This window comes from Rhabdobacter roseus (assembly GCF_014202275.1).
Lineage (GTDB): Bacteria > Bacteroidota > Bacteroidia > Cytophagales > Spirosomataceae > Rhabdobacter > Rhabdobacter roseus.
The window spans coordinates 438,852-462,608 of sequence record NZ_JACHGF010000004.1; the positions used below are offsets into that span (position 1 = coordinate 438,852).

General features: G+C 51.6%; 18 protein-coding genes. 8 read left to right on the forward strand and 10 right to left on the reverse strand.

Annotated elements, in window-relative coordinates; translation table 11 throughout:
• Window positions 1–26: 26 nt before the first annotated feature.
• On the reverse strand, window positions 27–446 hold the full coding sequence (locus HNQ92_RS15880) for a cytochrome B (protein WP_184175034.1): 420 nt from the start codon (window positions 444–446) through the stop codon (window positions 27–29).
• A gap of 178 nt (window positions 447–624) precedes the next feature.
• On the opposite strand from HNQ92_RS15880, the gene HNQ92_RS15885 reads away from it, so the two are divergent.
• From HNQ92_RS15885 to HNQ92_RS15900, 4 genes are all read left to right on the forward strand, one after another.
• Window positions 625–927 (forward strand): DUF4286 family protein, encoded by a 303-nt coding sequence (locus tag HNQ92_RS15885; RefSeq protein WP_184175035.1) that lies wholly within the window; start codon window positions 625–627, stop codon window positions 925–927.
• A gap of 227 nt (window positions 928–1,154) precedes the next feature.
• A complete protein-coding gene (gene hpf, locus HNQ92_RS15890; protein ID WP_184175036.1) occupies window positions 1,155–1,532 on the forward strand; it encodes a ribosome hibernation-promoting factor, HPF/YfiA family in 378 nt (125 codons plus the stop codon).
• A gap of 331 nt (window positions 1,533–1,863) precedes the next feature.
• Window positions 1,864–2,940, forward strand: a complete 1,077-nt coding sequence (locus HNQ92_RS15895) for an efflux RND transporter periplasmic adaptor subunit (protein ID WP_184175037.1) — start codon at window positions 1,864–1,866, stop codon at window positions 2,938–2,940.
• 19 nt (window positions 2,941–2,959) lie between these two features.
• Window positions 2,960–6,064, forward strand: coding sequence for an efflux RND transporter permease subunit (locus HNQ92_RS15900; protein WP_184175038.1), 3,105 nt, complete (start codon window positions 2,960–2,962; stop codon window positions 6,062–6,064).
• 85 nt (window positions 6,065–6,149) lie between these two features.
• Here HNQ92_RS15900 and metK read toward each other — a convergent pair whose 3' ends face one another.
• The 4 genes from metK to HNQ92_RS15920 form a co-directional block, all read right to left on the reverse strand.
• Entirely contained in the window at window positions 6,150–7,430 is a 1,281-nt protein-coding gene (metK, locus tag HNQ92_RS15905; RefSeq protein ID WP_184175039.1) for a methionine adenosyltransferase, read from the reverse strand.
• A 302-nt stretch (window positions 7,431–7,732) separates the two neighbouring features.
• Window positions 7,733–8,893 carry a lycopene cyclase family protein gene (locus HNQ92_RS15910; protein ID WP_184175040.1) on the reverse strand — a complete coding sequence of 387 codons (1,161 nt, stop codon included), beginning with the start codon at window positions 8,891–8,893 and terminating at the stop codon, window positions 7,733–7,735.
• 128 nt (window positions 8,894–9,021) lie between these two features.
• Entirely contained in the window at window positions 9,022–9,900 is an 879-nt protein-coding gene (lipA, locus tag HNQ92_RS15915) for a lipoyl synthase (protein ID WP_184175041.1), read from the reverse strand.
• 81 nt (window positions 9,901–9,981) lie between these two features.
• Window positions 9,982–10,734 carry a hypothetical protein gene (locus HNQ92_RS15920; protein WP_184175042.1) on the reverse strand — a complete coding sequence of 251 codons (753 nt, stop codon included), beginning with the start codon at window positions 10,732–10,734 and terminating at the stop codon, window positions 9,982–9,984.
• Window positions 10,735–10,880: 146 nt separating this feature from the next.
• Here HNQ92_RS15920 and HNQ92_RS15925 point away from each other — a divergent pair, with 146 nt between their 5' ends.
• Entirely contained in the window at window positions 10,881–11,309 is a 429-nt protein-coding gene (locus HNQ92_RS15925) for an OsmC family protein (RefSeq protein WP_184175043.1), read from the forward strand.
• A gap of 53 nt (window positions 11,310–11,362) precedes the next feature.
• Here the strand turns inward: HNQ92_RS15925 and ytxJ are convergent, their stop codons facing one another.
• Both ytxJ and HNQ92_RS15935 read right to left on the reverse strand, forming a co-directional pair.
• On the reverse strand, window positions 11,363–11,713 hold the full coding sequence (gene ytxJ / locus HNQ92_RS15930; protein WP_184175044.1) for a bacillithiol system redox-active protein YtxJ: 351 nt from the start codon (window positions 11,711–11,713) through the stop codon (window positions 11,363–11,365).
• Between the two features lie 67 nt (window positions 11,714–11,780).
• The gene (locus HNQ92_RS15935; protein WP_246440241.1) at window positions 11,781–12,197 is read right to left on the reverse strand and encodes a hypothetical protein; all 417 of its coding nucleotides are present in this window, start codon (window positions 12,195–12,197) and stop codon (window positions 11,781–11,783) included.
• Between the two features lie 86 nt (window positions 12,198–12,283).
• On the opposite strand from HNQ92_RS15935, the gene HNQ92_RS15940 reads away from it, so the two are divergent.
• Window positions 12,284–13,534: a 3-deoxy-D-manno-octulosonic acid transferase gene (locus tag HNQ92_RS15940; RefSeq protein ID WP_246440243.1), complete on the forward strand. Its 1,251-nt coding sequence runs from the start codon at window positions 12,284–12,286 to the stop codon at window positions 13,532–13,534.
• A gap of 7 nt (window positions 13,535–13,541) precedes the next feature.
• Here HNQ92_RS15940 and HNQ92_RS15945 read toward each other — a convergent pair whose 3' ends face one another.
• Window positions 13,542–14,768: an ROK family transcriptional regulator gene (locus HNQ92_RS15945; RefSeq protein ID WP_184175045.1), complete on the reverse strand. Its 1,227-nt coding sequence runs from the start codon at window positions 14,766–14,768 to the stop codon at window positions 13,542–13,544.
• Window positions 14,769–15,053: 285 nt separating this feature from the next.
• Here HNQ92_RS15945 and rsgA point away from each other — a divergent pair, with 285 nt between their 5' ends.
• On the forward strand, window positions 15,054–15,983 hold the full coding sequence (rsgA, locus tag HNQ92_RS15950) for a ribosome small subunit-dependent GTPase A (RefSeq protein ID WP_184175046.1): 930 nt from the start codon (window positions 15,054–15,056) through the stop codon (window positions 15,981–15,983).
• Window positions 15,984–16,015: 32 nt separating this feature from the next.
• Window positions 16,016–16,423, forward strand: coding sequence for a methylmalonyl-CoA epimerase (gene mce / locus HNQ92_RS15955; RefSeq protein ID WP_184175047.1), 408 nt, complete (start codon window positions 16,016–16,018; stop codon window positions 16,421–16,423).
• Between the two features lie 12 nt (window positions 16,424–16,435).
• On the opposite strand, the gene tamL is transcribed toward mce, so the two are convergent.
• On the reverse strand, window positions 16,436–18,790 hold the full coding sequence (gene tamL / locus HNQ92_RS15960) for a translocation and assembly module lipoprotein TamL (protein WP_184175048.1): 2,355 nt from the start codon (window positions 18,788–18,790) through the stop codon (window positions 16,436–16,438).
• Window positions 18,787–23,712 (reverse strand): translocation/assembly module TamB domain-containing protein, encoded by a 4,926-nt coding sequence (locus HNQ92_RS15965; protein WP_184175049.1) that lies wholly within the window; start codon window positions 23,710–23,712, stop codon window positions 18,787–18,789. Before HNQ92_RS15965 ends, tamL begins: the two co-directional genes overlap by 4 nt.
• Window positions 23,713–23,757 lie beyond the last annotated feature (45 nt).

A 23,757-nucleotide genomic window follows, 5' to 3' on the forward strand; every position in this document is an offset into this window, starting at 1 on the left:
CGACCGCGCACTTAAATGAAAGTACCTCAGAACCAGCCTGCACCCAAATCCCGGAAGGGCCAGGGGATGGCGATCAGGATCAGCACCAGGGCTAGCACGTAGAAATACAGCACGGTGCGGTGCTTGGCCGCGCCCTCTACCTTGCGGGAGCGCACCCGACCTACCGTAATGAGTACGATGGCGATGAGCATCATGAGCGAATGCTCCAACGTAAAAAAGCGATACAGCCGGTCGCTGATCAGGCTGAAGTCTACCTTGGGACTCATTACATACAGGATCAGCCCCAGCAGCAACTGAATGTGCGCCGAAATGAGCGCGAAGGAGTACAGTTTGCTGTCGTCGGTGTGGGCACCTTGCCATTTGGAGTAAGCCGTAGCAATAGCCGCCAGCAAAAGAACCAGCACCACGTAGCGGAGCCCCGAGTGGGCGTGTAAAAGAGCGTTCATGGGAAAAAGGGTATAGTTGGTTAAAAAAAGACAAGGGCAGTACCCGGATTTACAAAAAAAGAAAAAAGTATGCATCTTTCCGTCAACTTTCTTCGGATCTACGGCAAGAAACAAAATTTGTCTCGCCACCGTTGACTCAGCAGGCAGGTACTTTTTCTTTGATATAAGCCACAAAGGTATGATTCTCTATAACATCACCACCAGTATTCTTCACGAAGCAGAGCAGGAATGGCTTCACTGGATGAAAAGCGAGCACATTCCGGAGGCCATGGCTACCGGGCTACCCGCCGAAAACCGGCTGTTGCGCTTGCTTACCGAGCTTGACAACGGCGGTGTAACCTACACCTGCCAGTACTACTTCAACACCCTGGCCGAGTACGAATTGTACCTGGCGCTGCACGAGCCCCAGCTACAACGGAAGCATAACCAGCGCTACCGCAACCGCGCCGCGTCCTTCCATACCCTGCTGGAAGATGTATAGGTACCTACCCGGCGGGCCGTTGTAGAGGCCCGTAAAAAAACTAAGGTACCTCCTTGACATTGTGTTTATTTTTTTAGTAGATTTAATCTACCGATTCGTCAACCGCAGGTTACATTGGTGCACGTAGCGGTTCGGCATTCCGTTGGAGGAAGGCCGAACCGCTATTTTATCCTCTGCCGGGTTTATGGTCGGTAGGAAGTATGTTTCACCCTAAATTTCGAGTGCTTATGAGACTGCAGATGCAAGCGATCCACTTCGACGCTGACCCCAAATTGTTGGTTTTTATTCAACAAAAGATGGATAAGCTGGAAACGTTCTATGATCGTATCACCAGTGGGGAGGTTTTTTTGAAACTTGATAAAAATGAAAATAATAAAGTTCAGACCAAGCTTCTCGAGGTAAAACTGTACGTGCCGGGGGGGACGGTATTTGTGAGAGAACAGGGAACTACCTTTGAGGAAGCGACCGATCTGGCGGTTGATACGCTTAAAATGCAGGTAAAGAAATTTAAAAATAAACGTAATAAAACCCGAGCTCCTAAACTACCCGACGCTGCCGTAGCGGTAATAGAAGAAGTAGCAGCAACCGAGGAAGTAGAAGAATAAGCATCTGGACAATCTGACCATACCCAAAATCGGGTCGGCCTCTATAAGGTCGGCCCGATTTTGCTTACCAGCTCAGGTGCCCTAAGTAACCGATCTTACTAATATAACTATTTATAGCCAATCAGGTACTTAGGCCGAAGCAAGCACCAAAAGGCCTAGTAGGGTAAATCACTTTTTACTCAAAAGTATCAATTGTTTTTTATAGCTTTACGATAAAAAAATTAGGTTTGATTCCGTTGTCACAAAATACTATGGCTAGAACGTGCCAATTGTATTAAACAAGTATTTATTACCCTACATTTTTAGTATTAATTCGTTGTAAGTACCATTCATGCGCCCCCTTCTTTTAATAGCCGGTATTATTGTATTGTTAGTGGTAGGAAAGCTATTCCTTTTTCCAAAATCCGATGCCAACTCGCCAGGTACGGCCGCAAAGCCAAAATCGAACACCGGAAGCGGTGGGGGAGGCGGAGCGGCGGCTATTCCGGTGAATGTGTACCTGGCCCGGATGGAAACCGTGGAAAACCTGGTTTATGCTTCGGGGACGGTGGTACCCAACGAAGAGGTGGAGCTGAAGGCCGAAATGGCGGGCAAGCTCATTAAGCTGGATATCCGGGAGGGGAGCCGCGTAACCAAGGGGCAGCTCATTGCCAAGATCAACGACCGGGACCTGCGCGCTCAACTGACCAAACTGGAATACAACGAAGAGCTGGCCAAGCAGATAGAAACCCGGCAAAAGAAGCTGCTGGACATTGAGGCCATTAGCCGCGAGGAATACGAGATTACGGCCAATAACTACCGGACCATTGGAGCCGATAAAGAATTGATTTACTCACAGCTGGAACGAACCGAAATCAGAGCCCCGTTTAGCGGCACGATCGGCCTCAAGAATGTGAGTGAAGGAGCCTACATGGCACCGGGTACTTCGCTGGCTACGCTCGTACAAACCAATCCCATTAAGATTGATTTCACTATACCCGAAAAGTATTCCCAGAGTATACGTTTGGGCAATACGGTGAAGCTGAACCTGGACGGCGATCCGACCAACTACTCGGCCCGGATCGTGGCGGTAGATCCCAAAGTAGACGAAAACCTGCGGACGCTGCGCATCCGGGCCCTGGCTCAAAATCCGTCCGGGCGGTTTGTGCCGGGTATGTTCGTTAAAGTACAGATCGACCTGACGGGCAGCGGCGGCTCGATCATGATCCCGACGGAGGCGATCGTGCCCGTATTGAAGGGGAAAAAAGTATTTGTGGTAAAAAACGGGAAAGCCCAGGAAACGATGGTGACGACGGGACTACGCACAGACCAAAAAGTGCAGATTACCGATGGCCTGCGGGCCGGAGATTCGTTGATCGTGTCGGGGATTATGGCTTTGAAGCCCAATTCGCCCGTGAAAGTAAATTAGCTATAACCCATTCCATTTCATGAGTATCTCAACGCTCTCGATCAAACGCCCGGTACTGGCCATTGTGATGAACCTGCTCATCCTGTTGTTTGGTTTCCTTGGGTTCAAGTACCTAGGCATGAGGGAGTTTCCTTCCATAGATCCGCCCGTGGTCTCCATCCGGACCAGCTATACGGGTGCCAACGCGGACATCATTGAGTCCCAGATTACGGAGCCGCTCGAGAAGCAGCTGAATAGCATTGAAGGGATCAAGTCCATCAGCTCGACGAGCAGCCAGGGCGTAAGCCAGATCACCGTGGAGTTTGACATTGGGGCCGACATGGAACGGGCCGCCAACGACGTCCGCGATAAAGTAGGCTCAGCCGCCCGTACCCTGCCACTGGACATTGACGGGCCCCCCATCGTGAGCAAGGCCGATGCCAACTCGGAGCCCATCATGGTACTCACCTTCCAGAGCCGCACCCGCACCCACCTGGAGGTGAGCGACTACGCCGAGAATATAATTGCTCAACGGCTGCAAACCATTGACGGCGTGAGCGACATCCGTATATTCGGGCAGAAAAAATACGCCATGCGGATCTGGATGGACCCCGGCAAAATGGCCGCCCTGGGCATTACCAGTCAGGATGTAAAAAATGCGCTGGACCGGGAAAACGTAGAACTACCCAGTGGCAAACTGACGGGCAATAGCACCGAACTGACAGTGAAAACCATCGGCCGTTTCCGGACGGAGGACGATTTTAACGAGATGATCGTTAAAAATACGGGTACCCAGACGATTCACCTGAGAGACATTGGTAACGCTCAATTGGGCCCCGAAGTGGAAGAAACCATTCTTCGGCTTAATAATATACCGATGATTGGCCTGGCGGTGACGCCCATGCCGGGCTCCAACTACCTGGACATTTCAGACGAGGTAAACCAGCGACTGGAAGGTATAAAAAAGGATCTTCCTGCCGACTATGAATTGAACACGCTGATTGACAATACTATTTTTGTAAGGCGCTCCATTGAAGAAGTAGGCGAAACGCTGCTGATCGCCATCGTGCTGGTGGTACTGATCATCTACCTGTTTTTCCGTGACTGGCTGGTGGCTTTCCGGCCCCTCATTGACATTCCGGTATCCCTGATAGGTACTTTCTTCATCATGTACCTGATGGGCTTCTCGGTCAACGTACTCACGCTCCTGGCTATTGTACTGGCTACCGGGCTGGTAGTAGATGACGGGATCGTTGTTACCGAAAATATTTTCAAGAAGATCGAGCAGGGAATGAGCCCCATCGAGGCGGCAATTAAAGGCTCCAATGAGATCATCTTTGCCGTACTGTCTACGTCCATTACGCTGGCGTCGGTGTTTTTGCCCGTTATTTTTATGCAGGGCTTCGTCGGGAAGTTGTTTCGGGAATTTGGGATTGTTATTTCGGCGGCGGTACTTATCTCGGCGTTTGTATCTCTAACGCTCACCCCCATGCTGAACGCCTACTTGGTGCGTAAAAGCAACAAGCGTAGCTGGTTTTATGAGAAGACGGAGCCTTTCTTTGAGCGAATCACTACCAACTACCACGATGCCCTGGCCAGCTTTCTGAAGATACGCTGGGTGGCCCTTCCGCTGATCGCACTGACGCTGGGCATGATCTGGTTTTTTGGGAAAGATGTGCAGTCCGAACTGGCTCCTCTCGATGACCGGAACTGGTTCCGGCTATCGATGACGGCTCCGGAAGGCTCGTCCTACGAGTTTATGGATAACTACGTGCAAAGTGTAGGTCAGGTACTAATGGATTCTATGCCTGGCAAAAAAGGGATTATGTTGGTTACTTCACCCAATGGCTTTGGATTAGGGGCTTCCAATACCGGAAATGGGCGGATTGCCCTGGTAGATAAAAAGGAAAGAGACATTAGCCAGCAGGAGATTGCTGACTGGATTACCAAGCGCCTCAAACAACTACCCGACGCCAAAGCCTTTGTGGTGCAGCAGCAAACCATTGCCGTCGATTCGCGCGGTGGATTGCCCGTACAGTACGTGATTCAGGCCCCTGATTTCGAAAAGCTTCGGGAGTACTTGCCAAAGTTCATGGAAGAAATTTCGGACGATCCCACCTTTGCCGTCACGGATGTCAACTTAAAATTCAGTAAGCCCGAGCTCCAGGTACATATCGATCGCGAAAAAGCCAAGTCAGTGGGAGTGTCCGTATCAGACGTAGCCCAGACCATGCAGCTGGCCTTTGCCGGGCAGCGCTTTGGGTATTTTACCATGAACGGTCGGCAGTACCAGGTCATTGGCCAGTACGACCGCGCCAACCGGGATGAGCCGCTGGATCTGAAAAGTATGTTTGTGAAAAACAATCAGGGCGTGCTGGTGCAGCTGGATAACATCGTTAAAACGGAGGAAGAAAGCAGCCCGCCGCAACTATTTCACTTCAACCGCTACATGAGTGCTACGGTACAGGCTTCCCTGGCACCGGGCAAAACCATCGGGGACGGTATAGCGGCGATGGACCGGGCGCGCGACAAGCTCAAGGATGAGAGTATCCGGACGTCACTCAGCGGCTCCTCCCGCGACTATGCCGAGAGCTCATCAAGTACCCTGTTCTCGTTTTTTCTGGCCCTGATCCTCGTCTACTTTATTTTGGCCGCCCAGTTTGAGAGCTTCATCGATCCATTCATTATCATGATTACGGTACCTTTGGCCATTGGCGGAGCGGTTTTCTCGCTCTGGTACTTCAATCAAACCTTGAATATATTCAGCCAGATCGGAATGATCATGCTCATTGGGCTGGTGACCAAAAATGGTATCCTGATCGTGGAGTTTGCCAACCAGCTACGGGAGCAGGGCATGGGCATCCGCGAAGCGGTACTGGAAGCGGCTACCCTGCGTTTCCGGCCTATCCTCATGACCAGCCTCGCGACCATTTTGGGGGCTTTGCCCATTGCCATGGCGCTGGGCTCGGCGGGGCGCAGCCGAATGTCCATGGGGATCGTCATCATGGGTGGCCTGGCGTTTTCGCTGGTTCTGACGCTCTACGTAATTCCGGCGATGTACACCTTCCTGTCGCGCAAGAAGAATTTCGAACGCATGAAGCAGATCGACAAAATTACTGAGACCGAAGCCGTTGAACTAATGTAACGAAAGGTACTTTGAGTATAAGCAAAATGGGCAGGCTCCTCAGGAGCCTGCCCATTTTGCTAAATAATATACTAGGTCCAACCAATTATAAGCCGAAGGCGTCTTGGATCAGCTCTACATGGTCTAGTTTCTCCCAGGTAAAAAGTTCAACCTCTACTTCCTTTTCGGTGCCGTCGGCTCCTTTGAAAGTTTTCTTCACGACTTCGTTCTGCCGCCCCATGTGTCCGTAGGCGGCCGTTTCGGAGTAGATGGGGTTGCGGAGCTTGAGGCGCTGCTCGATGGCGTACGGACGCATATCAAAGAGCTCCTCAATTTTGCGGGCAATGGCCCCGTCGGTTAGATCTACCTTGGCGGTACCCTTGGTGTCGATAAACAACCCACAAGGCTTGGCTACCCCAATGGCGTAGGATACTTGCACCAGTACTTCGTCGCAGAGGCCCGCAGCTACCATGTTTTTGGCAACGTGGCGCGTGGCGTAAGCAGCCGAGCGATCTACCTTAGAAGGATCTTTACCGGAGAAAGCACCACCGCCGTGGGCACCCTTACCGCCGTAGGTATCTACAATAATTTTGCGGCCCGTCAGGCCAGTGTCGCCGTGAGGGCCACCAATTACAAATTTGCCCGTAGGATTGATGTAGTACGTGATTTGGTCATTAAAAAGCTGCTGCAGCTCAGGCTTCAGCTGATCCTTCACGCGGGGAATCACGATGCTGATGATATCCTCCTTGATCTTCGCAAGCATGGCGGCTTCGGTATCAAAGTCGTCGTGCTGGGTAGATACTACGATGGTATCGATGCGCTGAGGGACGTTGTCATCGCTGTACTCAATGGTCACCTGTGACTTGGCATCCGGGCGCAGGTACGGGATAAGCTCTGGCTCATTATTACGAATGGCCGATAGCTCCCGCAGGATTTTATGGGCCAGGTCTAGGGCCAGCGGCATGTAGTTTTCGGTCTCACGCGTGGCATAGCCAAACATCATACCCTGGTCACCCGCCCCCTGGGCGTTGGCTTTAGCTTCAAAATCTTCGTTTTCTACTTTCCGATCCACGCCCTGGTTGATGTCCGCGCTCTGGTCGTGAATAGCGGAAAGAATACCGCAGGAGTTAGCCTCAAACATGTATTCACTCTTGGTATAGCCGATCTTACGAATCACCTCCCGCGTTATTTTCTGCACGTCGAGGTAGGTATTCGTTTTTACTTCGCCAGCCAATACTACCTGGCCCGTCGTGACGAGGGTTTCGCAGGCTACTTTGCTGCTAGCGTCCCAGGCCAGGAAGTTGTCAATGAGCGCATCCGAGATCTGGTCGGCTACTTTATCGGGGTGTCCTTCCGACACAGACTCCGACGTAAATAAGTAAGGCATAAAGTACGTGATGGTTTACAGTGTACAGTTTTACATTTACAGAATCAAGATGCTGTAAATTAAAGAAAGCAACCGTAGCAGGCGAGGAAAAGCGAACGTTATTTGGTCTTTTTCGGTACAACATGGCTGGGCAAACTAGCCATTGCATTGTATCTTACCGAGCTGGGCCCGCATCGTTCATGACCACCGTGGCGTTCCGACCCGGTTGGCGCTTCCGCCGAAGCTTCTGGATGCTGGCTGCAAAATTGAATTTTTTCAGGAATATAACCAAGCAGAAGTCCAAAAATAAGGCCTTAACTTTTTTAGAGCCGCTTCACCAGCGCGTGGAGCATCCCTTTGGTAAAAGCCCCCAAAGGTACCGTAGCCATGATGCGGAGGTCATCCATGAGGTGGGTGTCCTCGTCCAGGAAGGCAAACAGCCGGGGCGTTGGGTTTCTTTTGTAGAGCATGGTAAAAATATTACTACCCGAATGCCTCCCGTAGAGCAGGACGTTCAGTAGGGTACTATCCTGGAGGCCTTTGAAGAAGCTTCGGATCGTTTTGCGGCGGCGCACTGGCGAGCCAACCGTCAGAAGTTGCCCGATGAGCTGCTGGGTAAATCGTTGCGTACGGCTAAAGGCGTAGCCGGTAGATGCCTTTACGTACCCACCCGAAGTACCGATCCGAACAATATGCTTAAGTTCTTTGTCATCAGCGGGTTCGTCGGTCATGGGTATAACGCCAAACTCCTCCTGCTCGATGGAGAAGTCTTCGATCTTGAGGTAGTCTCGTATGTAGGTATGTAGCTCGGCGTCGTATTCGGTGGGCTCTAGTAATTTATCCGAGAAAAGCGTGTACTCCACCAGGGCACGGTACGAATCGATAGGAAGTACGTATCCGAACCGCACGCCCGTCCCATTTTGCTCCACGCGGTAGTCCATCATGGTGGGGCAGGTTGGGTCAAAAACCGGCTTGGGCGATACGATTTCCCAGCCTTTAAAATGTTGCAGCAGGTTATGCTGGCCCGGCAAGTTGAGCTTCAAAGGGGTGATGCTATCAAAAACGTAGTCGGCCATGTACTGACCTTGGTCCGTAATGACGAAACCACCGTCGGGTGTATCCCGAATGCGCTCAATGGTGGCGTTTAAAAAAACGATATTGGGATTGGTGACTAAATCTGTTCTTACAAAGTCGTAAAAGTCGATGCCCTTTATCCATTTGTAGTAGTAGTCGTCCAGGTCGAGCGTCTTCGCAAAGCCTTCGGAGCCATAGAAGTACACTTGATTCCACTTACGAAACACAATTTGTTCAAAGGGATTCTGCTCCCCTTTTTCCCAAAAGCACCAGGTACGGTCGTTTTTTGTTTTAAGATCCTTATCAATAATAAGAATAGACTTAGTGCGTAAGATGGATTGATTCAGGTGGTAGGCCAGGCTCAGTCCGGCTAGTCCGCCGCCCGCTATGATGTAATCGTATCGTTTCATGAGCCTCTGCGGTGAGTCGTGTTATGAATACCCCACTTACTAAAAAAGCCTTGCCAAAGATCAGACAAGGCTTTGAGAACTTAACCGCCTGACACAAAGAGATGTTTTAGGCGGCAATAACTATTTTCTCAGATGGGTACGTGTACGTGGCGTTCGGCATGGTAGCTGGAACGCACCAGCGGCCCCGATTCAACGTACTTCAGGCCGCGCCGCAGGCCTTCTTCACGGTAGGTATTAAACATCTCCGGGGTAATCCATTCCATCACTTCGTGGTGCATTTTGGTAGGCTGGAGGTACTGGCCCAGCGTAAGAATATCCAGGCCGTTCGCGACGAGGTCGTCCATGGCCTTGTACACCTCATCAGCGGTCTCGCCCAGTCCGAGCATCATGCCCGACTTAGTCCGCTGATTCATCTCCTTGGTGCGGCGAATTTGCTCGAGGCTGCGTATGTACTTAGCCTGCGGCCGCACGCCCCGGTAGAGCCTTTCCACGGTCTCCATATTGTGCGACACTACCTCCTGGCCCCCTTCCACCATGCGTGCCAGGGCATCCCAGTTGCCTTTTACGTCCGGAATCAGCGTTTCGATGGTCGTTTCGGGGCTCATTTCCTTCACGAGCCGAACGGTCTGGTACCATATTTCGGCACCCCGGTCTTTTAGCTCATCCCGGTTTACGGAGGTAAGCACGGCGTGTTTTACCCCCATGAGCTTGATGGCCTCCGCCACGCGGCGCGGCTCGTCTACGTCATACTCATTGGGGCGGCCCGTGGCTACGGCACAAAAGCTACAGCTGCGGGTACATACGTTGCCAAGAATCATGAAGGTAGCGGTACCAGCCCCCCAGCATTCACCCATGTTGGGGCAGTTGCCACTCTCGCAGATGGTGTGCAACTTGTAATTGTCCACGAGCTGTCGTACCCGCAGATAGTCAGGCCCGGCGGGTAGTTTTACCCGAAGCCAATCGGGGCGTTTTTTTCGTTCAGAAGGGATTACGGGTAATTCAATCATACGCAAGGGAGCAAGTAAAACTTGCCTTTATTAAAACAAAAACGATTAGAATGAAGTCCTGCCCGAAGGCAGGCGTGTAAACTACTTCTTGTTACCGAAGTAGAGCGAAATATAGCCAGAGGTAAAAAAGCTACGGTTCTGAGCATAAGGCATAATGATGATTTGGCGGGTAAAGGCCTCGGCCAGAAAGCCGATTTCCAGGCCCGTCAGGTTGTCTCTAAATGCACTCAACTCAAAGCTAAGGGCAGTCTTCACGTGCAGACCAGGAACAAACTTTGTTTTTTCAAAGCCCCGGAAAAAGCTCCCCGAGCCCTGAATTTCGTTGGGGGAATGCCGGGCAGGATCGTAAGGTTCGGTTACTAATACGCCATTCCGAGACTGATACTGAACCATGTAGGGCTTTTCCAGGCCAATGGAAGGCCCTGCCGCTACGATACCGCTGATGGAAATACCTTCGTCGGCGTGGCGGTTAAAAAACATGAGCTCACGTCCGTATTGGGGTCTAAGCACAAACAGGAAGTTTTGTTTACCATCAATATAGCGAGAGCCGGTCGAGAAAACCGGCCTGGCCATCTCTTTAGGATGCTTTACGTTTACTACCTCCAAAGCCAGGTACCTATACTGTGTCTTTCCCTGAAAAAGCGTGGGTAGTGCTTTGGAATGACGTACCACAAAGCCACCTAGTATACCGGAGTTGGTGTTGGTCGTAACCCCAAAGGAGGTAATAGACGAATAGTTGTCGGTTTCCAGATCCGGATCTCGTCGCTGGGCCCATGCGTTGGTTACCAGGCTCAGAGACAGGCTACCCAATACCATGTATTTGATCCAATTCATACCCGTAGTTGTAAAATTTCTCAGCTTGATCATTTAGGTTAAATGAAGCACTAAATGTAACATTTTAGACTATATACTTGGTCAAAGAGGTACCTCTTTAACGGTTTTTTATAAATTTATGTTCTTATAACGAAAAAGAAAGCTTTATGCCTACAATTAAAACGAAATACTTGGGTGAACTACGCACCGAAGCCACTCATTTGCAGTCAGGAACCGTACTGCTTACGGATGCGCCTACCGACAACCACGGCCGCGGAGAAGCTTTTTCACCCTCGGACCTGGTGGCGGGTGCCCTGGGGAGCTGCATGATCACCATCATGGGCATCGTGGCGCGCCGCGACGAAATAGATCTGGTAGGCACAGAACTGGAAATCACGAAGGTGATGACGGCCGAACTGCCGCGGCGCATTGCCCAGGTAGAGGTGCTGCTGGAAATGGTCACGGATCGGGAGCTAGCCCGGGAAGAAAAAGCGAAGCTTGAGCGGGCGGCTCACACCTGTCCGGTGGCCCTGAGCCTGCATCCTGACATTGAGCAGGTAGTTCGTTTTAACTGGAAGGTAGCCCAGGAGGTATAAGTAAAACGGCTAACGCCTCCGAACCAGGTTCGGAGGCGTTAGCCGTTTTAACTCTAAGATTCCAGCGAGCTTACTTGCTGCTGCAAGTCCTCAAAGCCGATGTCAAAATGCGAAGCGTGGTATACACACTTGCCCCGGCTAATAAGCAGTACCTGAGGCGATTGATGCTGTACGGAAAAGTCGCCCGCGATGCGCCCGGAAAGAGATCGGAAAGTAATTAGGTCCAGGTAGTAAGGCTTTAAAGTACCTAAGCGACTTTGGTCCCATTTGCGTTCCAACCGGGCCAAGGCGGCACTGCTGATAGAACAGCGTGTACTGTGCTTAAATAGTAAGACCGGGTGTGTTTCCGACTCCTGCCGGATCTTTTCAAGCTGTGCCTCGTTCTCGAGCGGCGTCCAATTCATAACGTAGTGCTACTAAAATTTTCCAAAAGTACTTCCCTCTAGGGTACTTGTCAGGTAAACCAAAATTTCACTTGGTTTGGTTTCCCTCTTTGGGATTGGAGTACAGATCCGTTTGGTCGCCTCCCTCAGGATCTTTATATAAAGTAGTATAGCGGGTGTCCAGTTTCTTGATCATTTCCTGCGAAAGCTCATCTGAATACACGCCGTATGCATCCACCAAAGTACCCTTCAGACCTCGGGTGGATTCAATGACATAAATGATGGCATTGTCTGAAGGGTCAGACATGCCTTCAAACCGACGTACTTCTACAATCTCGAAGTCGTCCGGAGACAAGCTGTACGCTTGTCCGTTTTCGTAAAACTGCAGAGCATGGGCGGTGAGATTAAAATCGTATTTGTATCCACGCTCTTTCAAGTCATTGAGTACTTCTACGATGGTATCTAGCTTATTGCGGTGCTCCTTGCTTTCTGATGCATTATCCATAAGTCCTGATTCGATTAAAAAAGATAACTATTCTTTACTAAGAAATACTGCGTAGTTTTGCCGCTGGCAACCAACTTTTTGTACGCTTGTCGGTACTTATTTATACCTTATCCATTAAGGCCTATTCGTGGCTGATGCACGTAGTGGCGCTTTTTCATCCCAAAGCTAAACGCTGGGTAGACGGGCGGAAAGGCTTACTCTTACGCCTAAGTAATGAGCTGCCGGGTAGTACCGAAGGTCGTCCCGTGGCCTGGTTTCATGCGGCTTCGCTGGGAGAGTTTGAACAGGGCAGGCCGGTGATGGAAGCTTTCCAAAAGAACTACCCTGGCTACGCCATTCTGCTTACTTTCTTTTCACCCTCCGGCTATGAAGTCAGAAAAAACTATGCCGTAGCCGACTATGTGTGCTACTTGCCGTTAGACACGGCGGTCAACGCCCGTAAATTTGTCCGGCTGGTCAATCCGCGCATAGCCTTCTTTATTAAATACGAATTTTGGTACCACTACCTGCACGAATTGCGGCTTCAGAAGGCCAGTATCGTCTCCTTTGCGTCTATCTTTCGGCCTACCCAACCCTTCTTTCGATTTTACGGGCAGCTGCATCGAACCATGCTGAGGTACTTTGACCACATAGTGGTACAAAATGGGGAATCGGAGCGTTTATTGGCCGGAATCGGCATTTCTTCGGTCAGTTGTGCGGGCGATACCCGGTTTGATCGCGTGCATCAAATTGCCCAGGCTGCCCGCAGTTTACCGCTGATTGAAGCGTTTGTTGGGCAGGTACCTTGCCTGGTGGTAGGCTCGGCCTGGGAGGCCGACATGAAGGTACTTATTGAGGTACTTAATGGGTTGGAGCAACCACTTAAGGTAATCATTGCCCCGCACGAAATACACGATGCGGAGCTGGAACAATGGGCTAAGCGGCTGAGGTTAAAAACGGCGCGCTATTCGGCCTATACGGCGGCAGATGTGTCAGCCGATTGCTTGTTCATCGACAACGTCGGGATGCTTTCGTCGCTGTATCGCTACGGCCAAATGGCCTACATTGGAGGGGCTTTTGGGGCAGGGCTGCACAATATCCTCGAGGCCGCGACCTTCGGACTTCCCGTTTTTTTTGGCAATAAAAACTACCGCAAATTTCAGGAAGCGGTAGATCTTACCGAAGCCGGAGGCGCCCTGGCGGTGTCTGACGCCTCCGAGCTGGGCAAAGCGATGGTACGGCTGCTTACGGACAGCGCGCTGCGGGCAGAAAAAGGAAACCTGAACCGCCAGTACGTCCAGGCTCGGACCGGGGCCACCGAGCAGGTGATGCAGGTGGTACACCGTCTGCTGTCATAGCCCGTGGCTACATGGCAAATTCTTTGTTGACCAGGTACTCAAACAAATGAGCCTGCGTCCCTAATAGCCGCGCCTTGGTACCTAGCTGCGAAATTCGGATGGATAGGGAGTTCTTAAAATCCACCAGGCAATACTTGTTGATTGCCTGCTCGATGGGGTTGGAAATGAAGGGCCCTACCGCTGCCAATAACCCACTGATAATGATTACCTCCGGGTTGAACAGGTGCACGGCCGTGGCCAATCCTTTGCCCAGCTCCGAACCTACTTTTCCCAGTAGATCAATGGAGAACTCATCTCCGGCGTGAATGGCTTCGATGATATGGCTGGTGTCCAGGGCGTCGAGGTTGCCGCGCACCAGCTGCGGCAGAATGGTAGCGCGCCCTGCCTCGATGCCTTCGCGAGCCTGCCTGATGAGCGCCATGGCCGAGGTTACCGTGTCCAGACAGCCTACTTTGCCACAATGACACAGGATGCCATCCGACCGGACCTGGATATGCCCCAGTTCTCCGGCGAAACCCGACGCGCCGTTAAATACCTCTCCGTTGAGCAGAATTCCCAGTCCTACGCCCCAGTCGATGTTGATGGTGAGTACGTGCGACTTGTCCTTAGCCAAGCCAAAGCGGTGCTCGCCAATGGTTGTGGCGCGGGTGTCGTTGATAAGACAGATCGGGGCCTGAAAGTGATTTTCCAGACGGGAGGACAAGGTTTCGCCCGGACTGGTAAGGTGGAGGTACGTCTGGTTGATTCCCTGAGCGGCGTTGATGAGCCCCGGCATCGAAACACCGATTCCCCACAGTCGGTCGCGGGTAATGCCGTGGTTAGCCAGGAAGTTCTCGGTTTCTTCAAAGAGCAGTTCCAGGAAAGCGGGCGTGTCGTCCAGGCGTATATCAATCTGCCGCCTGACGATCAATTGGTTCGAAAGGTCAAAGACCACCAGCTGCGTATCATGGCGGTTGATGTCCATGATGAGTGTCAGGTACTTCTTGGGATTGAGGCCGTACAGTACCGGTGGCCGCCCCGCGCGTGCCGGGCCCGTTCCGGTTTCGGTGATCCATCCCTCCCGTATAAGTTCGTTGATTATTCCTGTAGCAGACGGAATGCTGGCGTGGAAAAGACGAGCCATCCTATTAATGGAGGTGTCGCCTGATTGATAGAGTTCAAGTAAGAGATTGCTTCTGAGGCGATTCTTACGAATGTCTATGACTGAATTGGCCTCCTCGGAAATAGAAGTCATACTGAAATCTTATAGGATGTTTAAAGGCGTAACTATGTAAAAATTTAGCTGGTATTTTTCGGGGTACTTGATTGATCCTAAAAATGGAGACCCTAAGTTATGATTTTATTGCCTTGTTCGTCAAATATTTAATAAAATTTATTAATTATTTGTCTTTTTTTAATAAAATTAAATAAAGAAAGCAAAGAGGTAGCATTGATTTACTGTGGAAACTTGTAGTATCTTGCGTACAAGGTCCAGTAGATGAAACCTTATAACTAATCATTAGAAACACGTATCGAGCGATTGAGACAAGGGCTAATAATACGTTCCACGGGCTCGTGGTACGACGTACGGGAAGAGCCAAGCGGGCATATCTGGCAATGCCGCCTGAAAGGTGTATTCAAGATAAAAGGGCTGAAAGTAACCAATCCGATTGCGGTAGGCGACCGGGTGAGGTATGAAATAGAAGATGAGGTAGAGAACACAGGTACTATCTTAGAGATACTTCCGCGCGAAAATTACATGATCCGGCAGTCCGTCCACAAGACGGCCCACGCGCATTTGCTAGCGGCCAACGTCGATCAGGCTATCCTGATAGCCACGTTGGTATTTCCGCGTACCTCGCTGGGTTTTATTGATCGTTTTTTGGTTACGGCCGAATCATTCCGCATTCCGGGGGTACTTGTTTTTAACAAACAGGATCTGCTTAGCGAAGATTTTGTTGCTTTTCAACAAGAACTGATAGACCTATACGAAAGCCTGGGGTACCGCTGCCTGACGACCACGGCCATATCCGGTGGTGGTCTGGAGGAGCTGCGCCAACTGCTACGAGGAAAGATTTCCCTGCTGTCGGGGCATTCGGGCGTGGGTAAATCTTCGTTGGTCAACGCCATTGCGCCTACGCTGCATCTACGCACGCAGGAGGTTTCTTCTTTTGCCAATAAAGGGGTTCATACCACCACCTTTGCCGAGATGTTCGAGCTGGAAGCAGGTACCTACCTCATCGACTCGCCGGGCATTAAAGAGCTGGGGCTAGTCGAAATGAAGCCCAACGAAATAAGCCACTATTTCCCCGAAATGCGCGATCGGCTCAACGAGTGTCGTTTTCATGACTGCCTCCACGTCAACGAGCCGGGCTGCGCCGTGAAACAGGCAGTAGAAGACGGGGCCATTGCCATGAGCCGGTTTGAGAGCTACCTTAGTATGTTGGGGAATCAGGATAACCGTCGCTAGTCAGAATCGTTATTGAAACCTCGACCGAGCTTATGTTTACCAACGTAGAACACATCGGAATTGCGGTCCGAAACCTGGCCGTTTCAAATGAGCTTTTCACCAGACTTTTCAACCAACTACCCTACCGGCAAGAAGAGGTAGAATCGGAAGGCGTCGTTACTTCTTTTTTTAAGATCAATGAAACTAAAGTAGAGCTCCTGGAAGCTACCCGACCCGACTGCCCCATCGCAGGGTTTATTGAAAAACGAGGGGAAGGCGTGCACCACATTGCCTTTGAGGTAGACGATATCGAAGCCGAAATGGCCCGCCTTCGCGAGGAGGGCTTTCGGTTGCTAAGTGAAGTACCTAAGCGCGGTGCTGACAACAAATGGGTATGCTTCCTGCACCCTAAAGATACGCAGGGCGTCCTGATTGAGCTTTGCCAGGAAATTCGCCCCTAGCCAATCGATCGGCTAAAAAGGATACGCTACGGCAATATTCAGTACGAGGTTTTGCTGTCGCCATTCCTTACTTCTTAGGTTAAATTCATTAAATACCCAGGGATTTCGGCCTTCTTCCAGCGTGTACCAGGGTTTACGAAATGGCGTAGCCAAGTCGACCCGAAAAACCAAAAAATTCAGGTCAAAACGTATACCCAATCCTCCGCCAGCGGCTATCTGGGTGTAGAAATCAGGCCCAAAAACGGCCTCGGGGCCGTAGAGCTCCGTGAGGCGGTAGTTCCATATGTTGCCCGCATCGGCAAAAATAGCGCCGTTGATCAGGGAGGTAAATTTAATTCTGAACTCCGTATTGAATTCCAATTTGATGTCGCCAAACGAATTGTCGCCCAGCAGCGAGCGGGTGGTGGAGTCGGCGTAGTAAGCGCCGGGGCCAACCGTACGGGCGCGGAAAGCCCGCAGCCCAATACTACCTCCGGCAAAATACTGCTTAAACTGTGGCAAGGCGTAAGAATTGCCGTAGGGAATACCCAGCCCACCCTGAAAGCGGTTGGCCCAACGAATGCGGGGAGAAATATCGAAGTAGTAGCGTAACTCGCCGTCGAAGCGGGCAAATTGTTCGTAGAAAACTCCGAAAAGCTGACCATCGTTTTCTTCTCCTCTTCGGTTTTTGGCTAGTAGGCCAGCCAGGTTACCCGCCGTATTGATTCCACCGCTCAGGTAAAACTGGTGCCGCCGGGAGAGGCGAGTACGGGGCCGGTAAATGATATTGTACTGAGTTTCAAGGATCAGGCGGCTATCGAGCAAGCGAAGAAAACGGAGTCGATCCTGATCGGACGTTTCAAAGGCAAAAATCCGTTCTACCAACTGATTGCTGACGTTACGGGTCCGAATGACGTTGACGCCCAACGGCATAAACGTCTGTTCTACTTCGGTATTTCGGCGCCAGGTATACCCCCATTGGCCTCGCATGGAGGTTTGGGTGTAGAAGCCCTGCTGGGTCAGGGTTTCGTAAGCCAGGGTGAGGGTAGTTTTGGGTAAGGCTTGGCCGGTAGCAGGGTCGGGTTTATAAAAAGGAATGACAAAGCGCGGAAAGGATAACTCACCCTGAAGATTGAGGCGCAGAAAATTATTATTGCGCAAACTGTCGTTTCCCGCTCGACCACCTACCTGAAAATCAATACCCGCGTTGGAACTGAGCCTTAAAATTTCGGCTCCTCTAAACAGGTTACGGTTGGTCCAGGAAAGGCTAATTTGGCTACCGGCTAAGTCATTGGATTTGGTAACACCGCTCAATTCCGCCCGCAGGGCTTTCTTTCGAAGCGGCGTAAGGTAGTAGTATACATCAAGAAAAGCCGAGTCAGAGCGAGGTATGAGCTCAAAGCGGTTCTTAACGAACTTAAAATTCTGCAAGTTCACCAACCGGGAGAGCGATACATCATGCACGGCACTGCTGTACCGCAGGCCCTGCCGGAAACCAATGGCGTCGTCGAAAATGCGAGGACGGTAGTTACGCTCCGGGTCCAGAATGTGCAGACCACCTTGCAAGTCAACCTGGCCCGAAAGAGTATCGTTGGAAAGGCCGTTGTAGTTCGCGTATACGTAGACATCGTTGATGTAGTACTGCTTGATGGCCGTTTGGGGAGCGGTGAGTTTCAGCTCTACAAAAAGGTTGACGGTATTATTGCTGTGGGTCGAATCTATTTTTATGATTAAATAGTCGGGATTAAAATAGTAGTACCCTCTGGTTTTCAGGATGCGGTCGATGCGCTGACGCTCCTCTCGCACTACCTCGAAGCGGTAAGGGTCCCCAGTCTTGAAGCGCGTTCTTCGTTGGGTACTTAGTAAGTCTTTACTAAACTGGCTGCTGTCCCGCACCACGAAGGTGACGGAATCGATGTAGTAGCGGGGTTTAAGATAAGCCGTGTAGTGAGCCTCCACCGTACGCTTTTTTTTCTCGACTAGTTCGCCCGTGGCGCTGGAGCGAAAGTACCCCTCGTTGTTCAGGTACCCCGTAATGACCCCCACGTTGGCTGCCACAATCCGCTGGGTAGCAAACACGGGAGGTTCTCCGAATTTTCTGCGAAACCAGTTCCGAAAACCTTTCTCCTTTTTAGGCTCGCCAATCCAGTAGTGAAGCCAGACTTTGTACGGAAAGCCAAAAAGGGTTTTGTTTGGAGCGGGGCGTAAAAGGTCTTCCAGGGGGCCTTCGAGGTTGGCAACGTATCTGCGGGAGGTCGAATCGGACTCTACTTTTACCTTCCCGCCAACGTACAGGCTTTCGCCCTGGGGTATATAGCGATCAATGGAGCAGCCGCCCAAAACTAAACCTAATAAGCTAATATAAAAGAGATTAGAAGTCAATTTCATTGTTCTTGCTTTTGGAACAGTTCGCGGATCTTGTCATAATCGAGGGTAAGGATAAAGCCTACTCCGGTTTCGATGATGAATCCTTGCAAAACAGCCTGGTATTGGTTTTTACGGTAAGCTCGGAGCATGTAGCGGTTGTCGCGGGTTAGGGCGTAGTTGACCGCCAGGTTATCAAAAAGCTCGGTGGATCCGGGGGCTGAGGTGTTTGAATTTTCCAATTCGAAGTTACGCCCGACGGATACGGTCAGCCGATCGTTCAGGAAACCTTTGCTGAGCCCTACGTTAAGGTCGGTCCGGTTGCCGGCTAAGGCATCGGAGGTAGAGTTCAAGTTAAAATTAAGATCCACCCCTTTCACCAGGCCGCCAGCCAGCAGGTTGAGCTGTTCGGTGAGTAGCTGACTTACACTTTGCCGCGCTACGGCTTCGGCGCTAAAACCACCCGAAGACGCCGAGGAGGCCTGCTCGGTCATGAATTTATTCAGTACCAGCAGGGCAAATACTTGCTTGTTCATTTCAGCCTCGTTGTTCTGCAGTTGTACCAGCAAGGTATTTATTTGCTCAATATCCTCTCGGCCAAGCTGCTCGGAGGCCCGAATGTCGAAGCTGATGATCGGGCTTTCCAAACTACCCTGCATTTTGAGCAGTACGTCAAAAGGTACTTTGCCAAATTGGGCACCTCCCTGCCCCAGGGCAGCGGGGTCAGCTTGTACGGTGTACACGGCCGTGATGTTTACGTCTGCTTTCATAGGGTCGCCGGTCCAGGTGAGTTGGCTCCCTTTTTGAATGGTAAATTGGCGCTTAAGTACCTCGAGCGTGAGGTCGTAGGAGCCCTCCGTAAGTTCGTATAAGCCCACCAGGTACAGTTCCCCGTTGGGGGCAATTCCGGTGTTGAGCTGGGCGTTTCCACTTACTTTAAGGTTGTCACCGTTCAGCTCATCAATGATGATCGTGAATTTGGACTTGTCGTCGGCCTCGATGTTGAGCGACATTTCGGAGGCAAACTCAATGGTTGGGGCCTTAGCAGCGGCCAGTGAGTCGGCCTGCTCCATGCTACCGGGATTACTCATATCCACAAACTGAATCACCCCTTCGGTAGCCTCGGCACCCGCTGCGTCATCGGGCAGAATCACCGTAATGTCACTGCCAGGCCGGAGCCGAATGGTCCCGTCGATGATTGATTCCGAGCCTTTTCCTTTAATATTCAAATTGGCGTCAATAAGGCCTTTGCCGTAAAAAAAGTCGTTCTCGCGGCGGGTGGCGTTAAGTACCGTAAAGTCATGCGCCTCGATGTTCATGTCGTAAGCGATATCCGGCAAGTCAGCTATGTTGACACTCCCGTTCACCTCCAGATTTTGGTTAAGCGAATCGGTCACTACAAAGTTGTTGAATACAATTTTCTGCCCTTCAAAGGCAATCTTTCGCTGATTGATCAGGTACCTGGCCCCCAGCTGAGCTACCGTAAAAGATACGCTGTCAAAAGAAACGGCACCGTTTAGCTCCGGACTCGTAGCGGCCCCCCGAATGGTCGCTTGGCCGGAAAGCGAGCCCTGAGCGCGGCGCAATTGCCCAAAACTGAAGGCTTCGATGGTTTCCGCACCCAGCTTCTTAAGGTTTAGGGTAAAGTCCAGCGGTTTTTCGGAGTCGAGCAGGTAGTCTCCGGTGATGGTCATGTCGTTGTTGCGGCTCAGCAGAGTTACCTCCGCCGAAATCCGGTCGGCCGTTTCGTTGGTAGCCTTTACGGTCAGGTCGCCAATGGCAATTTGCGTAACGGCCAGGTCATTGATGACCAGGTCGCCGGTGAAGGAGGGCGATTCCATGTAATCCCTGACGATGATATCGCCGTTCAGCTTACCGGCCGCCAGGGTGGTGTCCTGCGTTACCAGCGCTACGAAGGGACCAATGGCAATGCTATCGGCTACAATCTCGATGGGGCCATTGGGTTCGTCGGTGGTGGAGTTGATAAGGAACTTTTGATCTTCCAGGCCAATGGAGAAATTGCGTACCAGCAAGCCATCCGCACCGTATTGAATATAGCCCGTCGAATCGGTTTGCCAGGGCTGGTAGTCCAGCAGGAGCTCATCGCGCAGGTTAAAGCGGTACTGCCCCTCGTTATAGGCCAGATGTCCGGCCAGTGCGTGGCGGTTATCGTCCAGCGAATCTTTTACTACAAAATTAAAAATGACGTCGTTGTTGATAATATCTCCTTCCAGCGAGGCCCGGCGCATCCGGAAGCCACTGCTCAGTAGTTCCCCTACGTTTGCGGTAAAATTGGCTTCGGTACCTACTCCACTTAAATTAAAGGTCGTATTGCTTATCCGCATGGTATCGTACTCGATCAACGGTGCGACCAGGTCCAGGCGGAGAGAGGTGTCGGCCTGGCTGCTGACGCGGGCATCGAAACGCACCGTATCGAGCTTGGTGAGGGCGGGCACAAACGATTGCAGCACCGGGTGGTGGGCCAGGCGGGCGTTTATCTCGAAATCGTACGGCTGGGTAGGAGCCTGAACGGAATCCGAAACCACAAAGTATTTGTTCACCTCCGTCAGTACCATATCACCGAGTTCGGGGTACGTGAAAGTACCTTGCAGGCGTGCCTTCAGAAAGGGTGATTCCAGCGTAGCTTCGCGGCCATTTTCTACGTTCCGTAGGTTGATGGCAAGGCTATCAACGGCAATGGGATTTCCCTCCTGGGTCAGAACGAAGTTTTGTACCACGATGCTTCCCAACGGATTTTCGGGATTGGTAGACGACATGTCGACGTTGATGTTTCCCTGGATACGCAGATCCTGCTCGTAGAGATTGAGGGCCAGTAGGTTTAGGCGCTCGATGCTGGCGTCGGCTTTAACGGCGGGGTACTCCTGCGAAATGTCGGCATTGGCGCTAAGCTGCACTGCTACGTTTTCGTCGTTGAGGGAAGCTTCAAAATCGACTAAACCTTTATCAATGTTTCCTTTTAGAGCCAGATTATTGTAAGTATATCCTTTCAGGCTGGCGCTTTGTACGGTGCCATTCAGGCGGGCCTGCATGGTAGCGGGCTCGAAACCCTGCCCGTTTACGTCCGTAGACAAGGTGATTTTACCCATTTCTTCGGGTGGCTGCTTCAGGAAGGTACCCATGTCAAACTCCTGAAAACTGAGGGTGCCGTTGTAGGTAGCCAGGCTAGGGTTGGTGCTGTTTTTGATGTTGCCGTTAAAAGAGCCATTACCCAGGGAAGTACCCAGCGTCGCGTCCATGGTCAAATCCTGCAAAGTACCCTGGATTTTGCCTGTGAGGTTAATGCGCTCCGGAAGTTCGATAGAAGCGGGGATGGCATCGGCAGGAGCCAGGCTCAGTAAGTCGGAGCGGGTGGAAGAAAGCTCGTCCAGGCTGAGATCTACGGCCAGGCGATCGGTGTCGGGCAGGCCCTGAATGCGGCCGTTGAGCCGCAGCCGGGTACCGTTGAGCGTTTGGAAATTAATATTGGACAGCAGAAGGTTATTGACCGTGCCCGTCACGAGCCCGCTCCCTTGCAACGAGGCGTTGGGATTTTTATCAAACGGAGGTACTTCGGCCAGGTCGGGCGAAAGCATGAGCAGATCCCGAAAAGCCACCTGGCTATTGGTAAGGCGCATCCGCACCTGTACCTGACCTATGTTTTCGGTTAGCTGCTCCTGGTTGCGGTACCGTAGTACAAGCTCGTCCCGGATGGTCGTGTTGGGGGTCTTGATATACAGGTTTTTCAGGTAGGTCTGCTGGGTGGCGTAAGTGAAGTCGGTCCGTAGCTCCTGCAACACAAAGCCGCTTTTCTCGCGGAAAGCCGCCCGGCCCAGCTGCCCGGCAATGCTATCGGGCGCAAAAACGAAGCCTGTCATATCTACGACGAGCCCCTGTACATCCAAGTGGGCAAAATCGAGGCCTTTGGGCTGGCGGGGCTCGTTGAAGTCGTCGTACCGAAGGTTGACGCCCGCTACCTTAAGCTCACCTACCCGCACGTTCCAGCCCGCCGAGGCGGTATCTGCCGCAGCGGCCGTCGGTTCATCCTCTGGTTTTTTAGGTTGTTGAGAAAAGGCTACGTAGGTACTTGTGTTTTCCAGCAGTAGGTTTCGGATGTCCAGTCGTTGATTATTGAGGTCGGTATGGTCTACGTGGCCGGCCAGTCGGCCCAGGGTTAGCCCGTTTTTCAGGCCACCTACTTCGTCCACAAACGTCCAATTAAAATTACGAATATCCAGGTCACCTACTTTTACGTCCAGGGTATCGGCAGGATCAGCGGGCTGTGCTGGTGTGGTGGGTGTTTCTGTTTTGACCAATGCTTCGTAAAGCCGAAGGTCTGCCCGGGCTCCGTTCACCACGAAGCGGTCGGGGTGGTACTGCGACCGGGTAGGATTAAACTTACTGAAATAAACCTGCGCGAGGTTGATGTTGGCGTCGGCGTCAGTACCAATAACAGCATCGCGGTAGGTGAGGTGTACCCGCTTGAGGGTTAGCTCGTTCAGCCGCATTTCCAGCGGCTCGGAAGTAGTGTCGGCCGGGGTATCTGTATCCGAGGCGAAGGCATCTATAATAAATTGAAAATTAAAGGTCGTGTCGGGCAGGGTGCGGTTTATTTTAGCGCGCATGCCTTCCAGCTCAATCGTATTCAAGGCTACATTCCCTTTCACCAGCCCCCACATATCCAGGTTTACGTACAGGCGCTCACCCGACACCAGGGTGTCTCCTTGGGTATCTTCCAGGTACACTCCCTCTATGGCGACCCAGTCGGGAAAACTGAACCGAATAGCTTCAATATCCAGGCGGGTTCCCAGCTTTCTTCGGAGGTACAAAGTACCCTGCTTGGTAAGAAACTCCTGCCCGGCGGGTGTTTGTATTCCCCAAAGTAGTACGCCTACCAGCAGAATGATCACCAGGAAAATGATGGCTATTACGGTTACAACTTTTTTCATAAAGCATACCAAATCTCCCGAGCGCCGAGCAAGTAGCCAAAACTA